Annotated in this window: 15 protein-coding genes and 1 pseudogene; 4 read left to right on the top strand and 12 right to left on the bottom strand. The window is 71.9% G+C overall.

Going from position 1 to position 20,331, the window contains the following annotated elements; all coding sequences use genetic code 11:
* Positions 1-10 precede the first annotated feature (10 nt).
* The gene (locus ACIBJF_RS14750; protein WP_399174086.1) at positions 11-2,455 is read right to left on the bottom strand and encodes a SpoIIE family protein phosphatase; all 2,445 of its coding nucleotides are present in this window, start codon (positions 2,453-2,455) and stop codon (positions 11-13) included.
* Positions 2,456-2,667: 212 nt separating this feature from the next.
* Positions 2,668-4,488, bottom strand: a pseudogene (locus tag ACIBJF_RS14745) (HelD family protein); the annotation flags it as partial.
* A gap of 26 nt (positions 4,489-4,514) precedes the next feature.
* On the opposite strand from ACIBJF_RS14745, the gene ACIBJF_RS14740 reads away from it, so the two are divergent.
* Positions 4,515-5,228 (top strand): NAD-dependent epimerase/dehydratase family protein, encoded by a 714-nt coding sequence (locus tag ACIBJF_RS14740; protein WP_399174085.1) that lies wholly within the window; start codon positions 4,515-4,517, stop codon positions 5,226-5,228.
* A 61-nt stretch (positions 5,229-5,289) separates the two neighbouring features.
* Positions 5,290-6,204, top strand: a complete 915-nt coding sequence (locus tag ACIBJF_RS14735; RefSeq protein ID WP_399174084.1) for an aKG-HExxH-type peptide beta-hydroxylase — start codon at positions 5,290-5,292, stop codon at positions 6,202-6,204.
* Positions 6,205-7,245: 1,041 nt separating this feature from the next.
* Here ACIBJF_RS14735 and ACIBJF_RS14730 read toward each other — a convergent pair.
* The 3 genes from ACIBJF_RS14730 to ACIBJF_RS14720 all read right to left on the bottom strand — a co-directional run bounded on the left by ACIBJF_RS14730 (position 7,246) and on the right by ACIBJF_RS14720 (position 10,138).
* Positions 7,246-8,331: an ABC transporter substrate-binding protein gene (locus ACIBJF_RS14730; RefSeq protein WP_399174083.1), complete on the bottom strand. Its 1,086-nt coding sequence runs from the start codon at positions 8,329-8,331 to the stop codon at positions 7,246-7,248.
* A 71-nt stretch (positions 8,332-8,402) separates the two neighbouring features.
* Positions 8,403-9,281 (bottom strand): ABC transporter permease, encoded by an 879-nt coding sequence (locus tag ACIBJF_RS14725; protein WP_399174082.1) that lies wholly within the window; start codon positions 9,279-9,281, stop codon positions 8,403-8,405.
* On the bottom strand, positions 9,278-10,138 hold the full coding sequence (locus ACIBJF_RS14720) for an ABC transporter ATP-binding protein (protein ID WP_399174081.1): 861 nt from the start codon (positions 10,136-10,138) through the stop codon (positions 9,278-9,280). The genes ACIBJF_RS14725 and ACIBJF_RS14720 overlap by 4 nt, the downstream gene beginning before the upstream one ends.
* A gap of 237 nt (positions 10,139-10,375) precedes the next feature.
* Between ACIBJF_RS14720 and ACIBJF_RS14715 the strand changes: the two genes are divergently transcribed.
* On the top strand, positions 10,376-12,040 hold the full coding sequence (locus ACIBJF_RS14715) for an ATP-binding protein (RefSeq protein ID WP_399174080.1): 1,665 nt from the start codon (positions 10,376-10,378) through the stop codon (positions 12,038-12,040).
* A complete protein-coding gene (locus ACIBJF_RS14710; RefSeq protein WP_399174079.1) occupies positions 12,040-12,729 on the top strand; it encodes a response regulator in 690 nt (229 codons plus the stop codon). Before ACIBJF_RS14715 ends, ACIBJF_RS14710 begins: the two co-directional genes overlap by 1 nt.
* A 16-nt stretch (positions 12,730-12,745) precedes the next feature.
* On the opposite strand, the gene ACIBJF_RS14705 is transcribed toward ACIBJF_RS14710, so the two are convergent.
* The 7 genes from ACIBJF_RS14705 to ACIBJF_RS14675 form a co-directional block, all read right to left on the bottom strand.
* Positions 12,746-14,197 carry an amino acid permease gene (locus ACIBJF_RS14705; RefSeq protein ID WP_399174078.1) on the bottom strand — a complete coding sequence of 484 codons (1,452 nt, stop codon included), beginning with the start codon at positions 14,195-14,197 and terminating at the stop codon, positions 12,746-12,748.
* Between the two features lie 541 nt (positions 14,198-14,738).
* A complete protein-coding gene (locus tag ACIBJF_RS14700) occupies positions 14,739-15,437 on the bottom strand; it encodes a GntR family transcriptional regulator (RefSeq protein WP_399174112.1) in 699 nt (232 codons plus the stop codon).
* A 24-nt stretch (positions 15,438-15,461) separates the two neighbouring features.
* The gene (locus tag ACIBJF_RS14695; protein ID WP_399174077.1) at positions 15,462-16,463 is read right to left on the bottom strand and encodes a proline racemase family protein; all 1,002 of its coding nucleotides are present in this window, start codon (positions 16,461-16,463) and stop codon (positions 15,462-15,464) included.
* A gap of 22 nt (positions 16,464-16,485) precedes the next feature.
* A complete protein-coding gene (locus ACIBJF_RS14690) occupies positions 16,486-17,382 on the bottom strand; it encodes a dihydrodipicolinate synthase family protein (protein ID WP_399174076.1) in 897 nt (298 codons plus the stop codon).
* 77 nt (positions 17,383-17,459) lie between these two features.
* A complete protein-coding gene (locus tag ACIBJF_RS14685; protein WP_399174075.1) occupies positions 17,460-18,860 on the bottom strand; it encodes an FAD-dependent oxidoreductase in 1,401 nt (466 codons plus the stop codon).
* Entirely contained in the window at positions 18,853-19,155 is a 303-nt protein-coding gene (locus ACIBJF_RS14680) for a (2Fe-2S)-binding protein (protein ID WP_399174074.1), read from the bottom strand. The genes ACIBJF_RS14685 and ACIBJF_RS14680 overlap by 8 nt, the downstream gene beginning before the upstream one ends.
* Positions 19,152-20,321: an NAD(P)/FAD-dependent oxidoreductase gene (locus ACIBJF_RS14675; RefSeq protein ID WP_399174073.1), complete on the bottom strand. Its 1,170-nt coding sequence runs from the start codon at positions 20,319-20,321 to the stop codon at positions 19,152-19,154. The genes ACIBJF_RS14680 and ACIBJF_RS14675 overlap by 4 nt, the downstream gene beginning before the upstream one ends.
* Positions 20,322-20,331 lie beyond the last annotated feature (10 nt).

Below are 20,331 nucleotides of genomic sequence, written 5' to 3'. Positions count from 1 at the left end.
AGCAGCCGGGTCACATCGTCGCCAACCACGGCAGCGACTCACCCGCAACCGGCCAAAACTCGGGGGAAGACTTGATGGGCTGTTCGGACCAGATCGTCTTGCGGTCCTGGCTGTAGCGGCAGCCCCAGCGCGTGGTGAGCTGGGCGACGATGAACAGGCCGCGTCCACCCTCGTCGGTCGTGCGGGCACGCCGCAGACGGGGCTGGGTGCTGCTGGCGTCGGTGACCTCGCACACCAGAACGTCGTGGCGGATCAGGTGCAGGCTCAGCGGCGGACGAGCATAGCGGACGGCGTTGGTCACCAGCTCGCTGACGATGAGTTCGGTGGTGAAAAGAAGGTCGTCCAGCCCCCACCCGGCAAGTTGGCGGTCCGCCCACTCACGGGCCACGGAGACGGCGGCCGGGTCGGCCGGGAGAGCCAACTGCGCGGTGTCCTCCGCCGGGACGGCGCGGGTGCGGGCCAACAGCAGGGCCACGTCGTCGCGCGGTGACTGGTCTCCGAGGCCGGCAAGGATGGCCCGGCCGGCGTCCTCAAGAGCGCGACCCGGACGGCAGGACACGGCGAGGGCATCCGTCAGGCGCCGCAGTCCCTGGTCCACGTCGCGGTCGTCCTGTTCGATCAGTCCGTCGGTGTAGAGGGCCAGGGTGCTGCCCGGCTCAAGGTCGATCGTGGTGGCCTCATACGGCATACCGCCAACAGCCAGGGGCGGCCCGGGGGAGATCCGGACGACCTGGGCGGTCCCGTCGGGCCGGACCAGGACGGGCGGCGGGTGCCCCGCACTTGCCATGGTGCAGCACCGGGCAACCGGGTCGTAGACCGCGTACAGGCAGGTGGCACCGACGGTGTCCTGGGTGTCGGGCGGCGCCTCGGCCGCGAGGCGCTGGACCAGGTCCGCCATCCGGGTGAGCAGCTCTTCCGGCTCGAGTTCAAGGTCGGCGAGGGTCTGGATGGCGGCGCGCAGACGGCCCATGGTGGCGGTCGCGGGCATGCCGTGGCCGACCACGTCCCCGGCGACAAAGGCCACCCGCAGAGAGGGCAGCGGAATGGCGTCGAACCAGTCGCCGCCGATCTCCGCTCCGCCGCCTGCGGGCAGGTAGACCCCGGCGGTCTCGGCCGCCGGGGTGTCGGTCGTGGCCGGAGGAAGCAGGCGGCGCTGCAGCGCCACAGCCGCCCGGTGCTCGCGCGTGTAACGGCGGGCGTTGTCGATGGCGAGCGCGGCCCTTGAGGCGATCTGCGTCATGAGGTCGGCATCTTCTCCGGTGAACGGGTCGGACGGGCGGACGCGCGCGGCCGTTACATTGCCAAGCATGAGGCCGCGGGCGTACAGCGGTGCCAACATCAGCGAATGGGAGCCCTTCGGAAGGAGGAACTCGACCAGCCACGGATCGCCGAGCGCGGCAATGTAGTCGTCGCGGCTGAGTATGAGTGTCTTGCCGCGTTGCCACCTGCGCAGCACGGGATGGTCGCGGAGTGGGGGAAGCGGGTCACCGCGCTGGATACCGGCAGGCCACGGCGCGTCAGCGGGTGCCATCGCGGCATTGCGCAGATGAAGATCTCCGCCGCCCAGCCACTTCGGGGGTTCATCACCGTCGAACACCGCGTGCGCAAGGTCGACTGCGGCGAGATCACCCAAGGCGGGTACGAGTACATCCGTCAATTCCTGCGCGGTGCGCTCGACGTCCAGGGACCTCCCGACACGCTCGGTCACCTCGCGGGCGAGGTTGAGGTGCCGGAAAGCCCGCAGCTCTTCGGTGGTGTCAATGAACAGTGCCGCGACCCCCGTCGGGCACCCCCGGGCATTCTCCAGGCGGAAGGCGCTCAGCGACAGGGCACGCTTCCGTGCCGCCGGGGCCTGCCGCAAGCTCACCTCCTGGGCCCTGCGGACCACCGGTACGCCCGTCTCGAGGACCTGGCGCAGTACCCCCTCGACGGACTCGGCGTCCTCAGCGGACAACACGTCGCGCAGCCGGCTGCCGGGCTGCACCAGGGGGCCACGGAAATTGCCCGACAGAGCGTTGGAGCGCACGATGGTCAGGTCCATGTCGTGCAGGGCCATCCCGATCCGGTCCTGGGAGGACAGTGCACGCAGGAGCGCTACTCCTTGCTCGTGATCGGTCACACATTGTGTAGGCGATGCCAGGACAAGGAACTCCGTGGAGCCTTCCAAGCCTTCCACCCGCGTCGCCCGGAAGGCGACATCGATGGTGTCGCCAGACCGGTGCCGCAGCCGTACCCGGCCGGATGCCGGCATCCCCGTGGCCGTGCACAGCTCGCCCGGGACGTCGGCCAGGAGGTCATGCACCGGACGCCCGCACACCTCCTCGGCGGTGAGCCCTGTCAGTTCGGCCGCCGCCGCGGTCCACCGCAGCACTACGCCCTGGCCGTCGAGGACAGCGGCGGTCAGAGAGTCGAGGGCGAAGGGCCCGTCGCCGGCGTGAGGACTGGACACGTTCATCGAGCCCCTCGAGGAGCACTTTCCAGACATATCTTAATTATGGCGATTTTTATGGATTTCGACGCCTTACACGGGTGGGCATCAGGCCGGCGGTTCGTGTTCAAGACTGGTCAGGACCCGGCGGACACGGAAGCCCCCTGGCGAGGTCGATCGGCCACCGCCCCAGGTACCTCCCGCAAAAAGCTTGACCCAGGCAGACCCGACACCTTCGCCAACCCCTCCGCCAGCGCCGTCGGCAGCTCCCCGCCGTGCACGATGCCCAGCCGCTGCGTCGCCCGGGTCAGCACCACGTAGAGGTCGCTCGTGCCGTAGCGCCCGGGCTCCACGACCAGCACGGAGTCGAACTCCAGCCCCTTGGACTGGCGCGGGTCGAGCAGCACGACGGTCTGCGTGAGGTCCGGTTCCGCGCCCGCCGTCACCCCGTCCAGCCGCGCGGCCAGCGCCCGGTGCAGATCGCGCGGGGCGATCACTGCCAGCCGGCCCTCCGCGGGGGTCAACTCCTCGACCGCCTTGGCCACCGCGCCGGGGAGGTCGTCGAGCGCACGGCGCACCCATGGCCGTACCCCCGTCGACCGCACCGAACTCGGCGGCTCGAACTCCGGGTTCTCGGCCCGCACGACCTCCGCCGCGACGTCCATGATCTCGGAGGGGGTGCGGTAGTTCACGCCGAGTCGCGTGTGCTCCCAGCGGTCCTCGACGTACGGCGCGAGAATCTCCGCCCATGAACCGACCCCTCCGGCCTCGGCCGTCTGCGCCGGGTCCCCGACCAGGGTCATCGAGCGGGTCGGGCTGCGCCGCATCAGCAGCCGCCACGCCATCGGCGACAGCTCCTGTGCCTCGTCGACGATGATGTGCCCGAACGCCCAGGTGCGGTCGGCCGCCGCCCGCTCGGCGGCGCTGCGGTGATCCGCCTCCTCCTGGCGCTCGGCGAACCGCTCGGCGTCGATGATGTCGTGCGCCGACAGCACCTCCGAAGCGTCGGGATCACCGTCCTCCTTGTCCTCGAATTCATAGGTACGGGAGGCGTACGACACGTCCAGCACGCCCTGCGCGTACGACACCTGCGCCTCGCGCTCGCGTTCGGCGCGGGCGCGCGCCACCCGGTCGTCCTCGCCGAGCAGTTCGGCCGCCTCGTCGAGCAGCGGTACGTCGGCCGTGGTCCATGCTCGGGTGACCGGACGGCGGATGGCGGCCGCGTCCTCGTCGGACACGTACCCCTCGGGATCGGCGAGGAAGTCCGCGACCAGTCGCTGCGGGGTCAGCCGCGGCCACAACTGGTCGATCACCGACCAGACTTCGGGATTGTCGGCGAGCTCGTCGCGGATCTGGGTGATGTCGCTTGGGTCCAGGAGGTTCGAGCCGTCGTAGGGATCGGTGCCGATGCGTTCGGCGACGATGTCCGTCAGCGTGTTCAGGCCCTCGAAGTGCTCGCGTGCCACGTTGTGCGGCAGCTCGGCCGCTCGGGTGCGCTCACGGGCGACGTTCACGAGCCCGTCGTCGAGCAGCAGGACGTCCCGGTCGTGCTCGATGGCGATCACCGGGTCGGGCAGTGCCTGCCGGTCGCGTACGACGCGGGCGAGGACGTCCGCCATCTCGGTGCGGCCCTTTACCACGGCCGCCTCGGGCGTGTCGGTCGCGGCCGCCTTCACCCCGGGGAACAGCTCGCCGACCGTGGCCAGCAGCACGCCCGTCTCGCCGAGCGAGGGCAGCACCTCGCCGATGTAGCCGAGGAACGCCGGGTTCGGGCCGACGATGAGGACGGCACGGCGGGCGAGCAACTCCCGGTGTTCGTAGAGGAGGTACGCGGCCCGGTGCAGCGCGACGGCCGTCTTGCCGGTGCCCGGACCGCCCTCCACCACCAGGACGCCCCGGTGCGGCGCGCGAATGATGCGGTCCTGGTCGGCCTGGATGGTGCGCACGATGTCGCCCATGCGGCCGGTGCGGGCCGCGTTGAGGGCGGCGAGCAGTACGTCGTCGCCGGCAGGGTCTTCGTGACCGGTGCGTTCGCGGTCGGCGACGTCGAGGTGTTCGTCGCCCGATCGGCTACTACGAAGCGAACGTGGTTAAGAGCCTGGCCTTCGTCCGCCACCTGCACCGCAACGGGTGCGACCGCATCATCTTCAGCAGCTCGGCCTCCATCTACCAGGCCGAGGACGGCTCGCCCGTCAACGAGGGCTCGCCGCTGGCGCCACAGAGCCCTTACGCGCGGACCAAGGCCGTGTGCGAGCAGATGTTCGCCGACATCGCCGTGGCGGGGCCGCGCGTGCTGTCGCTGCGGTACTTCAACCCGGTCGGGGCCGACCCGGAGCTGCGTACCGGGCTCCAGCTCAAGCGGCCCAGTCATGCCCTGGGTGTGCTCATCCAGGCGCACCAGGAAGGCCGTCAGTTCCCGATTACGGGGACGAACTACCCGACGCGCGACGGCAGCGGTATCCGGGACTACGTGCACGTCTGGGACCTCGCCGCGGCCCACATCGCGGCGGTCGAGCGCTTCGACTCCATCCTCACGGGGTCGAAGCGCTCGATCGCGATCAACCTGGGCACCGGCTCCGGCACCACGGTCCGGGAGCTGTGCGCCGCGTTCAACAACGTCGTCAGCACGCCCCTGGCCACCATCGACGCCGACCCGCGGCCCGGTGACGTGGCCGGCGGCTACACCAAGAGCGACCGGGCGGCCGAGTTGCTGGGGTGGACGCCGAAGCTGTCCCCGGAGGACGGCATCCGCTCCGCCCTGGACTGGATTCCGGTGCGCGACGAGCTGCTGAAGGACTGAACCCTTTCCCCGGCCTTCACTCCTCCTGGGCGTTCGGGCCCGGGAGGAAGCCGTCATCGGCGTGCCGGGCGGGACCGGTCCTGGACGGCTGGACCCGGCGGCGATACGGGCCGTGGTGCCGTGGGGCCGTACCGCCGTGCTGCCCCCGGCCCCGGCGACGGTACGGATGTCCGCCTCCAGCGGCGACTCCTTCGGCGCGATGGTGATCGCCCGTCCCGGCTCCGCGCTCGCCCTCGCCGAGACGCTCGTCCACGAGTTCCAGCACAGCAAACTGGCCTCCCTGCTCCACCTCTTCCCGCTCCTCGATGACGACCGCACGGAGCGCTACTACGCCCCTTGGCGTGCCGACCCGCGTCATCTCACCGGACTCCTGCACGGCGCCTACGCGTTCACCGGTGTTGCGGGTTTCTGGCGGGACCGCCTGGCCGAGGCGGAGCACACCGAGGCGGCCGAACAGGCCGGCTACCACTTCGCGCTACGCCGTCTGCAGAGCCGCCTGGTAGTGCGCACGTTGCTGACCAGCGGCCGCCTCACCACTCAAGGCCACGCCCTCGTTTCGGGCCTCGCCGGCACCCTGGACGCCTGGCTGCGCGAACCCGTCCCCCCGGCCGCCCTCACCCGCGCCCGCACCGCCGCCGTCCTGCACCGCACGGAGTGGCGACTGCGCAACGTCGCCCCGCCCGACGCGGCCGCGCCGAACGCCCCCCGGATCCGCCCCGACCGCACGCCCTGGCCAGACCTCAGCACCCACGCCTTCGCCACCCGCCCGGCCGCCCCCCGCACCGCCGACGAGCACCTCGCCGCCGGCAATCCGGCGGCCGCCCTGGCCCAGTACGCCGCCACCCTCGCCGACACCCCGGCCCAACCACACGCCCTGGCGGGCTGGATAGTCGCCCAAGCCACCCTCACCCCGAGCCGCACGACCCGCCACATGCTGGCCCGCCCGGAACTCGTGCAGCCGTCGCCCGGCGGGTGAGCGCTGTTGGCGGATGGGTGGTGTTCGACTGAGCAGTTGCTCCCTCCGCGCCCAGGCCAGCCGCGGTCCGCTCGCGCACCGCCATCACACCGTCCACCAGCGCCGCCGACAGGGACGTACGGGCCAGTACGTCCAGCGCGTGCACACCCTGGCCGGACCTCCGCACCCAAACGCGTCGGTGTCCGGGTCGATCGGGAGTCCGGGCGGGGGCGGCCGCGACGGTCGGGTCGCCGATCCGGTAGGTGACCGTGGCCTGCGGCCGGTCGACGAGGAGGAATGGGGCACTGGGGATGCCTGGCGATGGCGCGACACCATCCGTGAACTCAGGCGTAAGACCGAGAATGGCCTGCGCCTGGGGACCAGCTGGAGACCACACGGTATGCGCGCACCTGAACAGCATGTCCAGCGTTGCAGGCCACGCTCCCTGCTTTCTGGCCATATGCACAGACAAAAGGGGTGACCTCTACTCCTGGGGGTCAAGGGGTCGCAGGTTCAAATCCTGTCGTCCCGACGTGCGGAGACGCAGATGAGAGGCCGTGCCGGAGTGATCCGGCACGGCCTCTTCGCATCGGAGGGCAAGGCGTTGCCACACCCGGGGGAGGCCCCGCACATCACCCGCCGCGTCCCGCCGCCCGGCTGCGACCACGACCACGGTCTCGCCCTCGCCCCCCAACCGACCGGCTGGCCTTCGTCGCCTGCGACGGCAACGCCCTCCTGCTCACGGTCGACCTGGTCACCTGGCGTGTCACCGGCACCGACCGGGTAGGCGAGGACCCCGACGTCCTCGCCTACGACCCCGCCGCCCGCCGCCTCTGCCCCGCCGCCGAGTCCGGCTGGGTCACCACCGCCGGCACCCGCAAGCGGAATCTGATCGTCACCGGCCGTGCCCACCACGGGTCGGCGTCCTGAGTCCAGGTCTCACTGATCCGGCCGGCGGGCTTGCGCGGTGCCGCGCCCAAGCCAGTTGCGGACGCACGCGGACCAGCGGCCGTGTCGGAGTCGGGTGACACGGCCGCTTGGTCGTTCGGGTGTGACGGCCGCTCAGCCGGACGTCCCCGCCGGGGTCGTCGTCGTGGTGAAGCCCTCCTTCTTGTTGGCCGCGAGGGCGAAGTCATTGGTGAACGTCGTGCCGAGGTTCACCTTCGAGGTCGCGTGGCCCACCAGCTCCTCCGTGGACAGGACGTTCTTGGGGCCGCCGGCCGGCATGATGCCGTCCGGGAGGAACTGCCCCTTGTCCTGGGTCAGGGCCGAGACGTAGTCGGCCTTGGTGACCAGCTGGTTCTGCACGAACGACTGCGGCAGCTTGTCGGCGATCTCCGCCGCGCTGTGCTGGTCGATCCAGTGCATGGTGGCCACGAGCGCGTCGACGACCTTCTGCACCGCGTCCTTGTGCGAGTTCACCCAGTCGGTACGGGCGATGACACCCGCGGCCGGCCAGGCGCCGCCCGTCGCCGCCTTGGCGCCCGTGGTGGTGGCGACGTCGACCGCCGAGTAGCCGATGCCCTTCTTCTCGACCGCGGCGACCGTCGGCTGCGTCGTCATCACGCAGGCCACCTTGCCGTTCTGCAGCGCGGCGATGGCGGTGGAGCCCGCGCCCACGCCTATCCGGTGGAAGTCGCTCGTCTTGACGCCCTTCCTGGCGGCCAGGAACTGGGTGAGCGTGTCGGTGCCCGAGCCCAGGTCGGTGACGCCCAGCGTCTTGCCCTTGAAGTCCGCGGCCGTGTGCACACCGCTCTTCGTGGCGCACATCTCCCGCTCGCCCGGCGCGCCGGAGAGCTGGACGACGTCCTCGACCGCCTTGCCCTTCACCTGGAAGTCGATCGTGTGGTTGTACCAGGCGCCGGCCATGTCCACCTGCCCCGAGGCCATGGCGTCCTCGGCGCCGGTGCCGCCGTCCTGCTCGGTGCTCAGCACGACGTTGACGCCGTACTTCTTGTAGAAGCCGAGGTTCTGGGCGAGCTGGTAGGGCAGGTAGATCTGCTTGTCGATGCCGCCGACCATGAGCTTGACGGTCGGGGTGCCGCCGGAGCCGCCCGAACCGGAGCCGGAGGAGCTGCTGGAACACGCGGTGGCCGCGCCGAGGGCGAGCACGGTGACGAGGGAGGCGGTGAGGGTTCTCTTGAACATGGCGGCTCTTTCTGTGTCGTGTTGTCGAAAGCGGGGGATTGCGGGGACGGAAGACCGGAAGTCCGGGCGGATCAGAGGCTGTTGGCCTCGGTAGGGGCCGGCGGACGCCAGGAGAGCAGCCGGTGCTCGAGCTTGCCGATCAGCCACTCCGCGCCGAGCACGATCACCGCGATGACGAGCATCGTGGCGAACACCCCGTTGGGGTCGAAGTTGTTCTGCGCGGTCTTGATGACGAGGCCGAGCCCGCTCTGCGCGCCGAGCACCTCGCCGACCAGCGCGCCGACGATGGCGAAGCCGAAGGCGCTGTGCAGGCTGGCGATGATCCAGGTGAGCGCGGAGGGCACGATGACATGCCGGATGATCTGCAGCTGGGAGGCGCCGAGCACCCGGGCGTTGGCGAGGATGTTGCGGTCGACCTCGCGGACGCCCTGGAAGGCGTTGAAGAAGACGATGAAGAACACCAGCACGGCGGCCAGCAGGATCTTCGGGGTGACGCCGATGCCGAAGGCGACGATGAAGATCGAGCCGAGCACGATGCGCGGGATCGCGTTGACCATCTTGATGTAGGGCCCGAGGACGTCGGACAGATAGCGGCTCTGGCCCAGCACGACGCCGAAGACGACTCCGGTGCCGGCGCCGAGGGCGAAGCCGATGAGCGCCTCCTGGATGGTGGTCCAGATGTTCGCGTAGAAGGAACCGAACTCGGTGCCGTGCTGGAAGAGCTCGATGAGCCGCTTCCAGATCCCGGACGGCTGCCCGAAGAAGAACGGGTCGACGATGCCCCAGGCGGTGAACGCCTGCCAGCCGCCGATGACGACCGCGGCGAGGCCGAGTCGGCCCGCCCACACCCGTGCGACCCGCCGTCGTGCGGCCCGTCTGGCGGCGGCCGCGGCCGAGGCGGGCCCGCCGTCGGCGACCGGGACGGCGGAAGCGGTGGACGTCGTGCTCATGCCTTTCCTCCTGCGGTGCGTGCGTAGGCGCGCTCCACCTCTTCGCGCAGCGTGTCCCAGATCTGGTGCTGGAGTTCGATGAAGCGGGGCTGGTAGCGGATCTCCTGGACCGAGCCGCGCGGCCGCGGCAGGTCGATGTCGAAGACGGCCTTGACCGACCCGGGGCTGGACGTCATGACGACGACCCGGTCGGCGAGCGCCACGGCCTCATCGAGGTCGTGGGTGATGAAGATGACGGAGGGCCGGATCTGCTCCCACAGGTCCAGCAGCTCGGTCGACATGATCGCCTTGGTCTGCACGTCCAGGGCGCCGAACGGCTCGTCCATGATCAGGATCTTGGGTTCGTTGATCAGCGCCGCGGCCATCGCCACGCGCTTGCGCATACCGCCGGAGAGCTGGTGCGGGTAGCGGTCCTCGAAACCGGTCAGGCCCACCCGGCGCAGCCAGTCGCGCGCCGAGGCCTGAGCCTGCTGCTTGGGGACGCCGCGGAAGACCGGGCCCATCAGCACATTGCCGAGAACCGTCTTCCAGGGCAGCAGCGCGTCCGCCTGGAACATGAAGCTGACGCCGTCGGTGACGCCGTCCACCTCACGGCCGCCGACCTTCACCGAGCCCTCACTGGGCCGGTCCAGCCCGGACACCATGCTCAGCGTCGTCGACTTGCCGCAGCCGGTGGGACCGACCACCGCACAGAACTGACCCGGCTCCACGGTGAACGAAACGCCTTGCAGCGCCGTGAACACCTCACCGGCAGGGGTCAGGAATCGCTTGGTGAGCCCGGAGATCTCGATGCGCGCGTCCTCGCGCTCTGCTGCACCGGCGATCGGGCTCCTCGCGACATCGTTTCGCGAAGCCATGTGAGGCCGTCTCCTTCCACACCTCAAGGGGTCGAGGAAGGCAGACGCTAGAGGCCACCCGGTGTTACGTCGCTGTTTCCCAGGTATCTCGCGAAAGCCGCGTTAACCGGGGTTCTGCTCATTCTGCTCAGTGATACGGGGCTGGGCAGGGTTTCGGCCATCAGGCACAATCACGCCACCACGGGTGCGGCGCAGGGCCGGCCCGGCACCCGGCGGGACAGAGGCGAAGAGGCACCTGTGACACCCATCCGTATGCGGATCGGGCGCGGCGGGAGGGGGAGACTCTCCGCGCGGATCCTCACCAGCCAGCTCGTCATCCTGGCGCTCACCGGCGCCATCGGCTTCGTCCTGTTCGCCTTCGCGCAGCGCTCCGCACTCGACCGCACCTACGAGGAGCGGGCCGTGGCCATCGCGAAGACGGCGGCCGCGGACCCCCAGATCCGGCGGGCCATGGAGTACGGCGACGGCGGTGACGTGGTGCAGACCGCCGCCGAGCGGATCAGGATCGCGTCGGGGGCGTCGTACGTGGTGGTGATCGACCTGCACGGCATCCGCCACTCGCACCCCATGCCACGGCTGGTCGGCTCGCCGGTGGCCGAGCCGATCGTGGTGCTGGACGGCCGGCCGCACGTCGGCACCGACCAGGGCGCCACCGGTCGGTCCGCCAACGGCAAGGCCCCGCTGTACGGGCCGACGGGCAGGCTGGTCGGCGAGGTGTCGGTGGGTATCCCGGAACGGCATGTGCTCAGCGAGCTGTGGCGCGAACTGCCCACCTTCGGCCTGTACGCCGCGATCGCCACCGCACTCGGTGCCGCGGCCGCGTATCTGCTGGCCAGGCGGTTGAAGCGGACCACGTTCGGGCTGGAGCTGGAGGAGATCGCCGGACTGCTGCAGGACCGGGAGGCGATGCTGCACGGCATCCGCGAGGGCGTGGTCGCCTTCGATCCCGACGGCCGGATCACCGTCGTGAACGACGAGGCCCGCCGGCTGCTCGGCCTCGGCACCGCACTCGGCAGCACCGTCGAGCAGGTCCTGCCCGACGGCCGGCTGCGCCGCGCCCTGGACGGCACCCTGACCGGCACCGACGTCAGTGTCCTGACCGACGAGCACTGCCTCGTCGTCAACCGCATGCCGGTCACCCTGCACGGCCGCGAACTCGGCGCCGTGGTCACCGTGCGGGACCGCACCGAGATGGTCGGACTGCTGCGCGAACTGGACTCCGTGCGCGGCCTGACCGACGCGCTTCGGGCCCAGCAGCACGAGTTCACCAACCGCATGCACACCCTGGCCGGCCTGCTCGACATCGGGGAGTACGACGACGCCTACGAGTTCGCCGTCGGCGCGGCCGGCGCCGGCCAGGCGCTCACCGAGTCCGTGCGCAAGCGGATCGGGAACTCGCTCATGGTCGGTCTGATCGTGGCCAAGACCACCGTCGCCACCGAACGCGGCGTACGGATCGTGCTGACCGACGACTCGGCCCTCGGCCAGGACCCGCCGCACCTGCACCGGCTGCTGACCATCGTCGGCAACCTGCTGGACAACGCGGTCGACGCGGCCGGCGAGGGACCGCGCCCGGCGGGCGGCCGCGAGGTACGGCTCACCCTGACCGAGAGCCCTCATGACGTGCGGGTCCGGGTCGCGGACACCGGCCCGGGGATCCCGCCGGACGCGGCCGAGTCGATCTTCGAGGACGGTTGGTCGACCCGGCCGGAACGGGGCACCGCCCGGCGCGGCCTCGGACTGGCCCTGGTGCACCGGCTGGTGCAACGGCACGGCGGCACCATCACGGTCAGCGAGGGACCGGGCGCGGTCTTCACGGTCGTACTGCCCCTGCCGGACACGGCCCTCGCGCCGCAGGGGGCACTGTTCACCACGGCGTTGCCGGTGGGAGGCGAGCGCTGATGATCCGGACGCTGGTCGTGGACGACGACTTCCGGGTGAGCCACATCCACAGCGAGTACGTGAGCCGCGTCGCGGGCTTCGCCGTGGTCGGCGAGGCGGCGAGCGTCGCCGAGGCGCTGGAGGCGGTACGGGCCCTGCGCCCCGACCTGTTGCTGCTCGACATCTTCCTGCCCGACGGCAGCGGGCTCGACGTGCTGCGCCGGCTCACGGGGGACGAGGGCGGAGCCCGGCCCGACGCCCTGATGATCACGGCGGACCGGGACATCGAGTCGGTGCGCACCGCCATGAAGCTCGGTGCCGTGGGCTACCTGGTCAAGCCGTTCGGCTCGCCCGACCTGTGCGAGCGGCTCACCGCCTACCGGGAACTCCAGCACCGCGTGGAGGTGTTCGGCCCGGCCGCCGAACCGGACCAGGCCGATGTGGACGCCCTGTTCAGCGCCGCCCGGCCGCCCACCGTCCCGCGGATACCGGCCAAGGGCCACTCGGCGCCCACCCTGACCCTCGTCCACCAGGCGCTGCGCGCCGCGAGCGGCCCGGTGTCCGCGGCCGAGGCGGCCGAACTCACCGGCGTCTCCCGTGCCACCGCCCAGCGCTATCTGTCCTACCTGGTCAAGGAGGGCGCGGTCCGCCTGGAGCTCCGATACGGCGCGGCCGGGCGCCCGGAGCACCTGTATCGCATCGTCTCCTGAACCACCGGAGCCCCGTTCACCAGGTCTCGGGCACGGCCCCGGCCGCTTCCGCGGGCTTGCGCTGCCGCCGCGCCGCCATCACCGCGTAGACCAGGATGCCGACGAACAGGAACAGCACGCCCTGGTACACCGCCGCGTAGCCGGCGCCCGCCATCAGCCAGACGGAGAAGGCGGCCGCGATCACGGTGATCACCGAGTCCCGCACCAGACGCGTGCCGTCCACCGACCTGCCGGAGACCAGGTGGAAGAGCTGCGCGGCGGTCGCCAGCAGGTACGGCACGGTCGCGGTGAACGTGGTGACGAGGACCAGGACGTCGAACACCTTCGCCGAACCGGACAGGTAGTTGTATGCCGTGAGGAGGGAGGAGAGGACGACCGTGACACCGACGCCGACCGTCGGCACGCCCCGGCGGCGGCGCGCGAAGGCGGCCGGGAACAGGCCGTCCTTGGCCGCGGCGTACGGGGTCTGCGCGCTCAGCAGCGTCCAGCCGTTGAGGCAGCCGGTCATCGACACCAGCGCCGCCAGCGCCACCGCCGTACCGCCCCAGCTGCCCCCGAACATCGTGTTCACGGCGTCGGAGAAGGGGGCCGTGGAGGCCACCAGCCGGTTGTGCGCGACCGTGCCGAAGACGGACAGCGTGCCCAGCAGGTAGACCAGCGCGGCGCCCGCGGTGCCGATCACGGTGGCGCGCCCCACGTTGCGGCGCGCGTTCCTCACCTCGCCGGCGCTCACGGCGGCGGACTCCACCCCGAGGTAGGAGAAGAGCAGCAGGGCGGCGGAGGCGGAGACGGCACCGATCGCGCTGTGACCACTGGAGTTGAACGGTCCGAGCCGGGACGGGTCGAAGAAGAACAGCCCGCCCACCGCGACGAGCAGCAGCGGCACGAACTTCAGCACCGTCGAGACGAGTTGGACCGCACCCACGTACCGGGTGCCGGCGAAGTTGGCGAGGGCCGGCAGCCACTGCAGGGCCAGGGCGGCCAGACACGCGGTCCACTTGTGGTCGTTGACCGGGATCAGGACGTCCAGGTAGCCGACGGCGGCCACGGCGAGCGCCGCGTTGGACACCCAGGTGGTGATCCAGTACGCCCACGCGGCGAGGAATCCGGCGAAGTCGCCGAAGGCCTCGCGGGCGTAGACGTAGGGGCCGCCGGTACGGGGGTCGCGCGCGGCGAGCCGGCCGAAGACCAGCGCGAGCGCGACGGCACCCACGGTCAGCACACCGAAGGCCACCAGGCTGACCCAGCCGTACGGGGCGATGGAGGCGGGGAGCAGGAAGATGCCGCCGCCGATGATGTTGCCCATGACCAGCGCGGTCGCGACCGGCAGACCGAAGCGGCGGGCGTGCTTGCTGGGGGAACCCTGGGCGTCCGTGACGCCGGTGGTGCCGGGAACGTCTCCGACGGCAGACTGAAGCTCCTCGGAGGGGGCCGGAGCCGGCTGGGGGGCGGTTCCGGTGACATGCATGGGTGGTGCGCCTCTCATCGAACAGATGTCCCAGGATCGCCGGGACTCAGTCATGGTCCGGGATGCCCCGGCCCGCCGCAAAATCGCCGCTTCTTGTGCCGTCCGGACCGGCTGATGGTGGAAAAAGTCCACTGTCGCGGTGTCCACACCGCGAGATATCCGGCGCCCCGGACCCGCGGGGCCACCCCGGCGGCTCGGCCTGCGCGCGGCGGACGTCTTCGTGCTGGCCGGTCAGGACGTCCCGGACAAACTCGCACCCGTGGACCCGTGGGCCGTCAACCTGCTTTCGGACCTCGTGCGGCACGCTGCGGAACCGTCGCCGGATGACCTCCGTGCCCTGCGCGGGTTCCTCCTGGGCCTGCCGCAGGAGAATCCCGGCTCGGCCGGCGGAGGATTCCGAACCTGCTCGCCCGGGGTGGTGAGGAGGTGACCGCCGCCCTGCTGGGCATCCCCGCCCCCGACCTGGCCGTGCTCAGCGGGGCCGCCCCGTGCGAGGTGGACAGACGCGCCGAACCGTCGACCTGGCCGGCGCACTGCGGGACTAGGCTCCGCCGCCGGCCCACAGGCTGCGCACGTGCCCCAGATGCCGGGTCATGATCGCGTGGACGGCCTTCTCGTCCCGTTCCAGCAGGGCGTCGAGGAGCTCCAGGTGCTCCTCGGCCGAGGCGAGCAGGCGGCCGGCCTCCACCAGTGCCGTCAGGCCGTAGAGACGGGAGCGTTTGCGCAGGTCGGCGACCACCTCGACCAGGTGGGCGTTGCCGGCCAGGGCGAGCAGACCGAGGTGGAAGCGGGTGTCGGCCTCGACATAGGCGATCAGGTCGCCCGCCACCGCCGCCGTGACGATCTCGCGGGCCGCCGGGCGCAGCGCCTCCAGCGAGACGCGGTCGGCGGTGCGGGCGAGCTGCACGACGGTCGGTATCTCGATCAGGGAGCGGATGTGCGTGTACTCGTCCAGCTGCTTGTCGGAGACGACGGTGACCCTGAAGCCCTTGTTCGGCACGGTGTCGACCAGTCCCTCCTTGGCCAGGTCCAGCATCGCCTCGCGCACCGGCGTCGCCGAGACGCCGAAGCGGGCGGCGAGCGAGGGCGCGGAGTAGACCTCGCCCGGCCGCAGCTCGCCGGCGATCAGCGCGGCGCGCAGCGCGTCGGCGACCCGCTCGCGGTAGCTGCTGCGCCGGCCGCCGAGCCGGGGGAGCGCGGGCATCTCCGTGCCGCGCGGGTTCTGTGCCATGTCACGCATCACCGGTTGAGTCTAGAGGACGCTCTAGAGGACGAAGCCCTCCGGGAAGGGGTCGGTGGGGTCCAGGAGGTACTGGGCAGTGCCGGTGATCCAGGCGCGGCCGGTGAAGCTGGGCAGGACCGCCGGGCGGCCCGCGACCTCCGTCGTGCCCAGCAGCCGGCCGGTGAAGCGTGTGCCGATGAAGGACTCGTTCACGAACTCGGTGTGCAACGGCAGTTCGCCGCGCGCGTGCAGCTGCGCCATGCGTGCGCTCGTGCCGGTGCCGCAGGGGGAGCGGTCGAACCAGCCGGGGTGGATGACCATCGCGTGGCGCGAGTGGCGTGCCGTGGCGCCGGGCGCGTACAGGTGGACGTGGTGGCAGCCGTGGATGGAGGGATCCTCCGGATGCACCGGTTCCGCCTCGGAGTTGATCGCGTCCATGAGCGTCAGACCGGCCGCGAGGATGTCGTCCTTGCGGGCGCGGTCGAAGGGCAGCCCGAAGGCGTCGAGCGGGAGGATCGCGTAGAAGTTGCCGCCGTAGGCGAGGTCGTAGGTGACCGTGCGCCCGTCGGGCAGGGTGATCTTGCGGTCCAGGTCGACGGCGAACGACGGCACGTTCTTCAGGGTCACGTTCCGCGCGGCTCCGTTCTCCACCGACACCTCGGCGACCACCAGCCCCGCCGGGGTGTCGAGCCGGATCGTGGTCACCGGCTCCACCACCTCCACCATGCCGGTCTCGACCAGCACGGTCGCCACACCGATGGTGCCGTGCCCGCACATCGGCAGATAACCGGAGACCTCGATGTAGATGACGCCCCAGTCGCAGTCGGGCCGGGTCGGCGGCTGCAGGATCGCGCCACTCATCGCGGAGTGGCCCCGCGGCTCGTTCATCAGCAACCGCTTGACGTGGTCGCGGTGTTCCCGGAAGTACAGCCGCCGCTCGTTCATCGTCGCACCCGGTACGGTGCCGATCCCGCCGGTGATCACCCGGGTCGGCATGCCCTCGGTGTGCGAGTCGACGGCGTGCAGGACGAGTGTGCTGCGCATGATCCGACTCCCTTGTGCGCGCTTATGCGAGGCCCGCGGCGACGGCCTTCTCGGTGGCGGCCCGGACCTGGGCCTCCTGCTCGGGGAGCAGCGGCACGCGTGGCGCGCGCACCGGGCCGCCGTACCGGCCGACGACGTCCATGGACAGTTTGATCGCCTGCACGAACTCCACCCGCGAGTCCCAGCGCAGCAGCGGGTGGAGCTGCCGGTACAGGGGGAGCGCGGTGGTGAGGTCCCCGGCGACCGCGGCGCGGTACAACTGCACCGAGGCCCTGGGGAGCGCGTTCGGATAGCCGGCCACCCAGCCCTTGGCGCCCGCCACGGCCAGCTCCAGCAGTACGTCGTCGGCGCCGATCAACAGGTCCAGTTCCGGGGCGAGTTCGGCGATGCGGTAGGCGCGGCGGACGTCGCCGGAGAACTCCTTCACGCCGTGGATGTGGCCCTCTCCGTGGAGCCGGGCGAGGAGTTCGGGCACCAGGTCGACCTTGGTGTCGATCGGGTTGTTGTAGGCCACCACCGGCAGGCCCGCGCGCGCGACCTCGGCGTAGTGGGCGAGGACGGAACGCTCGTCGGCGCGGTAGGCGTTGGGCGGCAGCAGCATCACCGACGCGCAGCCGGCCTCGCCCGCCTGCTCGGCCCAGCGCCGGGCCTCGGCCGAGCCGTACGCGGCGACGCCCGGCATCACCCGCGCGCCGCCGATCGCCGCCACGGCCGTCTCCACCACGCGGGCGCGTTCCTCGGGGGTGAGCACCTGGTACTCGCCGAGCGAGCCGTTCGGCACGACGCCGTCGCAGCCGTGTCCGACCAGCCAGGCGCAGTGCTCGGCATAGCGGTCGTAGTCGATCGAGAGGTCGTCGCGCAGCGGGAGGGCGGTGGCGACGAGCACGCCGCGCCAGGGACGGTTCGGTGACTGGGCCATGCGGAGGTCCCCCATCCGATGAGGTGTGACATATTACTGACTGCGGTGACCCGTGGACAGGTCTCCGTTGTGGTGATTCAGTCCGGTGGTTCGGTGTCCGGCAGCGCGGCCAGGACGCCGAGTGGTACCGGCCGGGCGAAGGGGCGGCGGCCGGCAGTGAGCGGGCATCCGGTCAGGCCGGCCACCGCGGGCGCGCACATCCGGCCCTGGCACCAGCCCATCCCGGCCCGGGTGAGCAGCTTCGCGGTGCGCAGATCACCCGCGCCGAGCGTGCCGGCGGCCGTACGGACCTGACCGGCGGTGACCTCCTCGCACCGGCACACCACCGTGTCGTCCGTGATCCGGTCCGCCCAGCCCGCAGGCGGCGCGTACACCGTCTCCAGGGCCGCGAAGAAGGCCCGCTGCCGGGTCCTGGTCCGGGCGGCCGCCGCCCAGGAGCGCGGGTCGGGTGCGGTGCCGCGCAGACGGGCGGCGATCGAGCGGCCCGCGATGTGTCCCTCGGCGAGCGCGAGGGCCGCGCCGCCGATCCCGGTGGCCTCCCCGGCGGCCCAGATGCCGGGCACGTCGGTGCGCTGCTCGTCGTCGACCCGTACGTCCGTGCCGGTCAGGGTGCAGCCGAGGGTCTCGGCGAGGTCGGTGTGCGGCAGCATGCCGTGCCCGACGGCGAGGGTGTCACAGGGGATGCGGCGCGCACTGCCGGGCCTGATCCGGCCGTCCCTGTCCAGCGCGGCGACGGTGACCGCCTCCAGTCGGTCGGTGCCGTGCGCCTCCAGCACGGTGTGCCGGGGCAGCGCGCGCACCTTGTGCCGCAGCAGCCGCGCCGCGTACCAGGCGCCTTCGGCGAGCTTGCCGGGCTCCGCCACGAGGGCCGGGGTGCGGCGCAGTACGGCGCCGGGGCCGGCGGACTCGACCAGCGCGGCCACCCGCGCCCCGGCCGCGGCGAGCCCCGTGGTCACCGGAAGCAGCAGCGGTCCGGTGCCGGCGACCACGACCGTGCGGCCGGGCAGCACCAGTCCGCCCTTGAGCATGGCCTGCGCGCCGCCCGCCGTGACGACACCGGGAAGCGTCCAGCCCGGGAAGGGCAGCACGCGCTCGTACCCGCCGGTGGCGAGCAGGACGGCGTCGGCGCGGACGGAGACCCCTTCCTCCTGCGCGGGGCCGCGCAGGGCGTGCACGGTGAAGCTGTCGGACCCCCGCTCCACACACCAGACATGGTGGTCCGTCAGGTGGGTGACGAGTCCGGCGTCGATGTGCCGGTCGATGCCGTCCCGCAGGCGCTGCCAGGTGCGCCACTGGTGGTGCAGGGCCTCGGGGCGGCGGGCGCCGAGGGCCCGGGCGGGCTGCCGGTAGAACTGGCCGCCCGCCTGCTCGGCCGCGTCGACGAGGGTGACCCGTACGCCCCGGGCGGCCGCCGCCACTGCCCCGGCGAGCCCCGCCGGGCCGGCCCCGACGACGGCGAGATGCGCTCGCTCAGTCATCGTCCCGTCCCGTCCCCTCCTGTGTGCGGATCACATCGCCCGGCCCCACCGGCACCAGGCAAGCCCGTTGGTTCGCCCGGCCGTTGACGGTGACCAGGCAGTCGAAGCACACCCCGATCCCGCAGAACACCCCGCGGGGCCGGCCGGCCCCGCGGGTGCTGCGCCAGGAGGTCACCCCCGCCGCCCACAGCGCCGCCGCGACCGTCTGCCCGGGCAGGGCCGCGAGGGGCCGCCCGTCGAAGGTGACGGTGAAGGCCTCGCCGGGGTGGGCCCGGGCCAGCTCCAGGGGATTCACGGCGTGTCGCCTCCGTCGGTGTCGTACCCCTCGAACCGCTCCGGCCGGAACGGCGTGAGGTCCAGTTCCGGGGTCTTCCCGGTGAGCGTCTGCGCGATCAACTGCCCGGTGCCGGTGGCGAGTCCGATGCCGGCGCCCTCGTGTCCGCAGGCGTGGAACAGCCCCGGCGCGCGGGGGTCGGGGCCGATCGCCGGGAGGTGGTCGGGCAGGTACGGCCGGAAGCCCGCGTACGTCCGCAGCGCGCGCACCCGCTCCAGGAAGGGGAACAGTCCGATCGCGCCGGCCGCGAGCGCCCGTACGGCGGGAAGCGACAGCGAGGGGTCGAAGCCGACGCGCTCCCGGCTCGCGCCGATCAGCACCGGACCGGCGGCCGTGCCCTCCACCACCGGCGAGGTGCGCAGGGCGGCCGAGTCGCTGGCGACGTCGGCCACATAGTCGGCGGCGTACACCTTGTGCCGCACCATCCGCGGCAGTGGCTCGGTGACCAGGACGAAGCCGCGCCTCGGGAGCACCGGCAGCCGGACGCCGGCGAGCGCCGCGAGGTCGCCGCCCCAGGTGCCGGCCGCGTTCACCACGGCCGGTGCGTGCAGGTCGCCCTGGTCGGTGCGGACGCCGGCCACCGTGCCGTCGGCCGTGCGCAGCACCCCGGTCACCGTCCGGCCCGTGTGCAGGCGGGCGCCGGAGGCGCGGAGCAGGTGGGCGGCGGCGAGGGCGGGCATGACCTGGGCGTCCTGCGGATAGTGCACCCCGCCCGCCAGGCCGGGAGCCAAGTGGGGTTCCAGAGAGGGCAGTCGGTCCGCGGTCACCGGGTCGGCCACGACTCCCGCGGAGCGCTGGCCGGCCGCGAACGCGTGCAGCGCGGCGAGGGTCTCGGGACTGGAGGCGACCACGAGGCCGCCCTTGGGCTCGTACTCGACCGCCGCTCCCAGCTCGTCGCCCAGCCGTGCCCACAACCGGGCGGACAGCAGGGCGAGTTGGAGCTCGGGTCCGGGTTCCTTGTCGGAGACGAGCAGGTTGCCCTCGCCGGCGCCGGTGGTGCCGCCGGCCACCGGGCCCCGGTCCACCACCCGCACGTCGAGCCCGGCCCGCGCGGCGTACAGGGCGCAGGCCGCGCCGACCATGCCGGCTCCGACCACCACGACATCGCAGGTCAGTCCCTTTGCCACGACAGTACTA

Source organism: Streptomyces sp. NPDC050743 (genome assembly GCF_044456925.1).
Taxonomy (GTDB): domain Bacteria; phylum Actinomycetota; class Actinomycetes; order Streptomycetales; family Streptomycetaceae; genus Streptomyces.
The sequence above is the reverse complement of the archived record's forward strand: the minus strand, read 5'-3'. Positions and strand labels throughout refer to the sequence as shown.

What these genes read in the sequence shown, in the direction of transcription:
- ACIBJF_RS14710 (WP_399174079.1), top strand. Translation starts at nt 12,040, where the DNA reads ATGATCCGGACGCTGGTCGTGGACGACGACTTCCGGGTGAGCCACATC.
- ACIBJF_RS14690 (WP_399174076.1), bottom strand. Translation starts at nt 17,382, where the DNA reads ATGGCCCAGTCACCGAACCGTCCCTGGCGCGGCGTGCTCGTCGCCACC.
- ACIBJF_RS14750 (WP_399174086.1), bottom strand. Translation starts at nt 2,455, where the DNA reads ATGAACGTGTCCAGTCCTCACGCCGGCGACGGGCCCTTCGCCCTCGAC.
- ACIBJF_RS14720 (WP_399174081.1), bottom strand. Translation starts at nt 10,138, where the DNA reads ATGGCTTCGCGAAACGATGTCGCGAGGAGCCCGATCGCCGGTGCAGCA.
- ACIBJF_RS14730 (WP_399174083.1), bottom strand. Translation starts at nt 8,331, where the DNA reads ATGTTCAAGAGAACCCTCACCGCCTCCCTCGTCACCGTGCTCGCCCTC.
- ACIBJF_RS14695 (WP_399174077.1), bottom strand. Translation starts at nt 16,463, where the DNA reads ATGCGCAGCACACTCGTCCTGCACGCCGTCGACTCGCACACCGAGGGC.
- ACIBJF_RS14700 (WP_399174112.1), bottom strand. Translation starts at nt 15,437, where the DNA reads ATGCGTGACATGGCACAGAACCCGCGCGGCACGGAGATGCCCGCGCTC.
- ACIBJF_RS14725 (WP_399174082.1), bottom strand. Translation starts at nt 9,281, where the DNA reads ATGAGCACGACGTCCACCGCTTCCGCCGTCCCGGTCGCCGACGGCGGG.
- ACIBJF_RS14685 (WP_399174075.1), bottom strand. Translation starts at nt 18,860, where the DNA reads ATGACTGAGCGAGCGCATCTCGCCGTCGTCGGGGCCGGCCCGGCGGGG.
- ACIBJF_RS14705 (WP_399174078.1), bottom strand. Translation starts at nt 14,197, where the DNA reads ATGCATGTCACCGGAACCGCCCCCCAGCCGGCTCCGGCCCCCTCCGAG.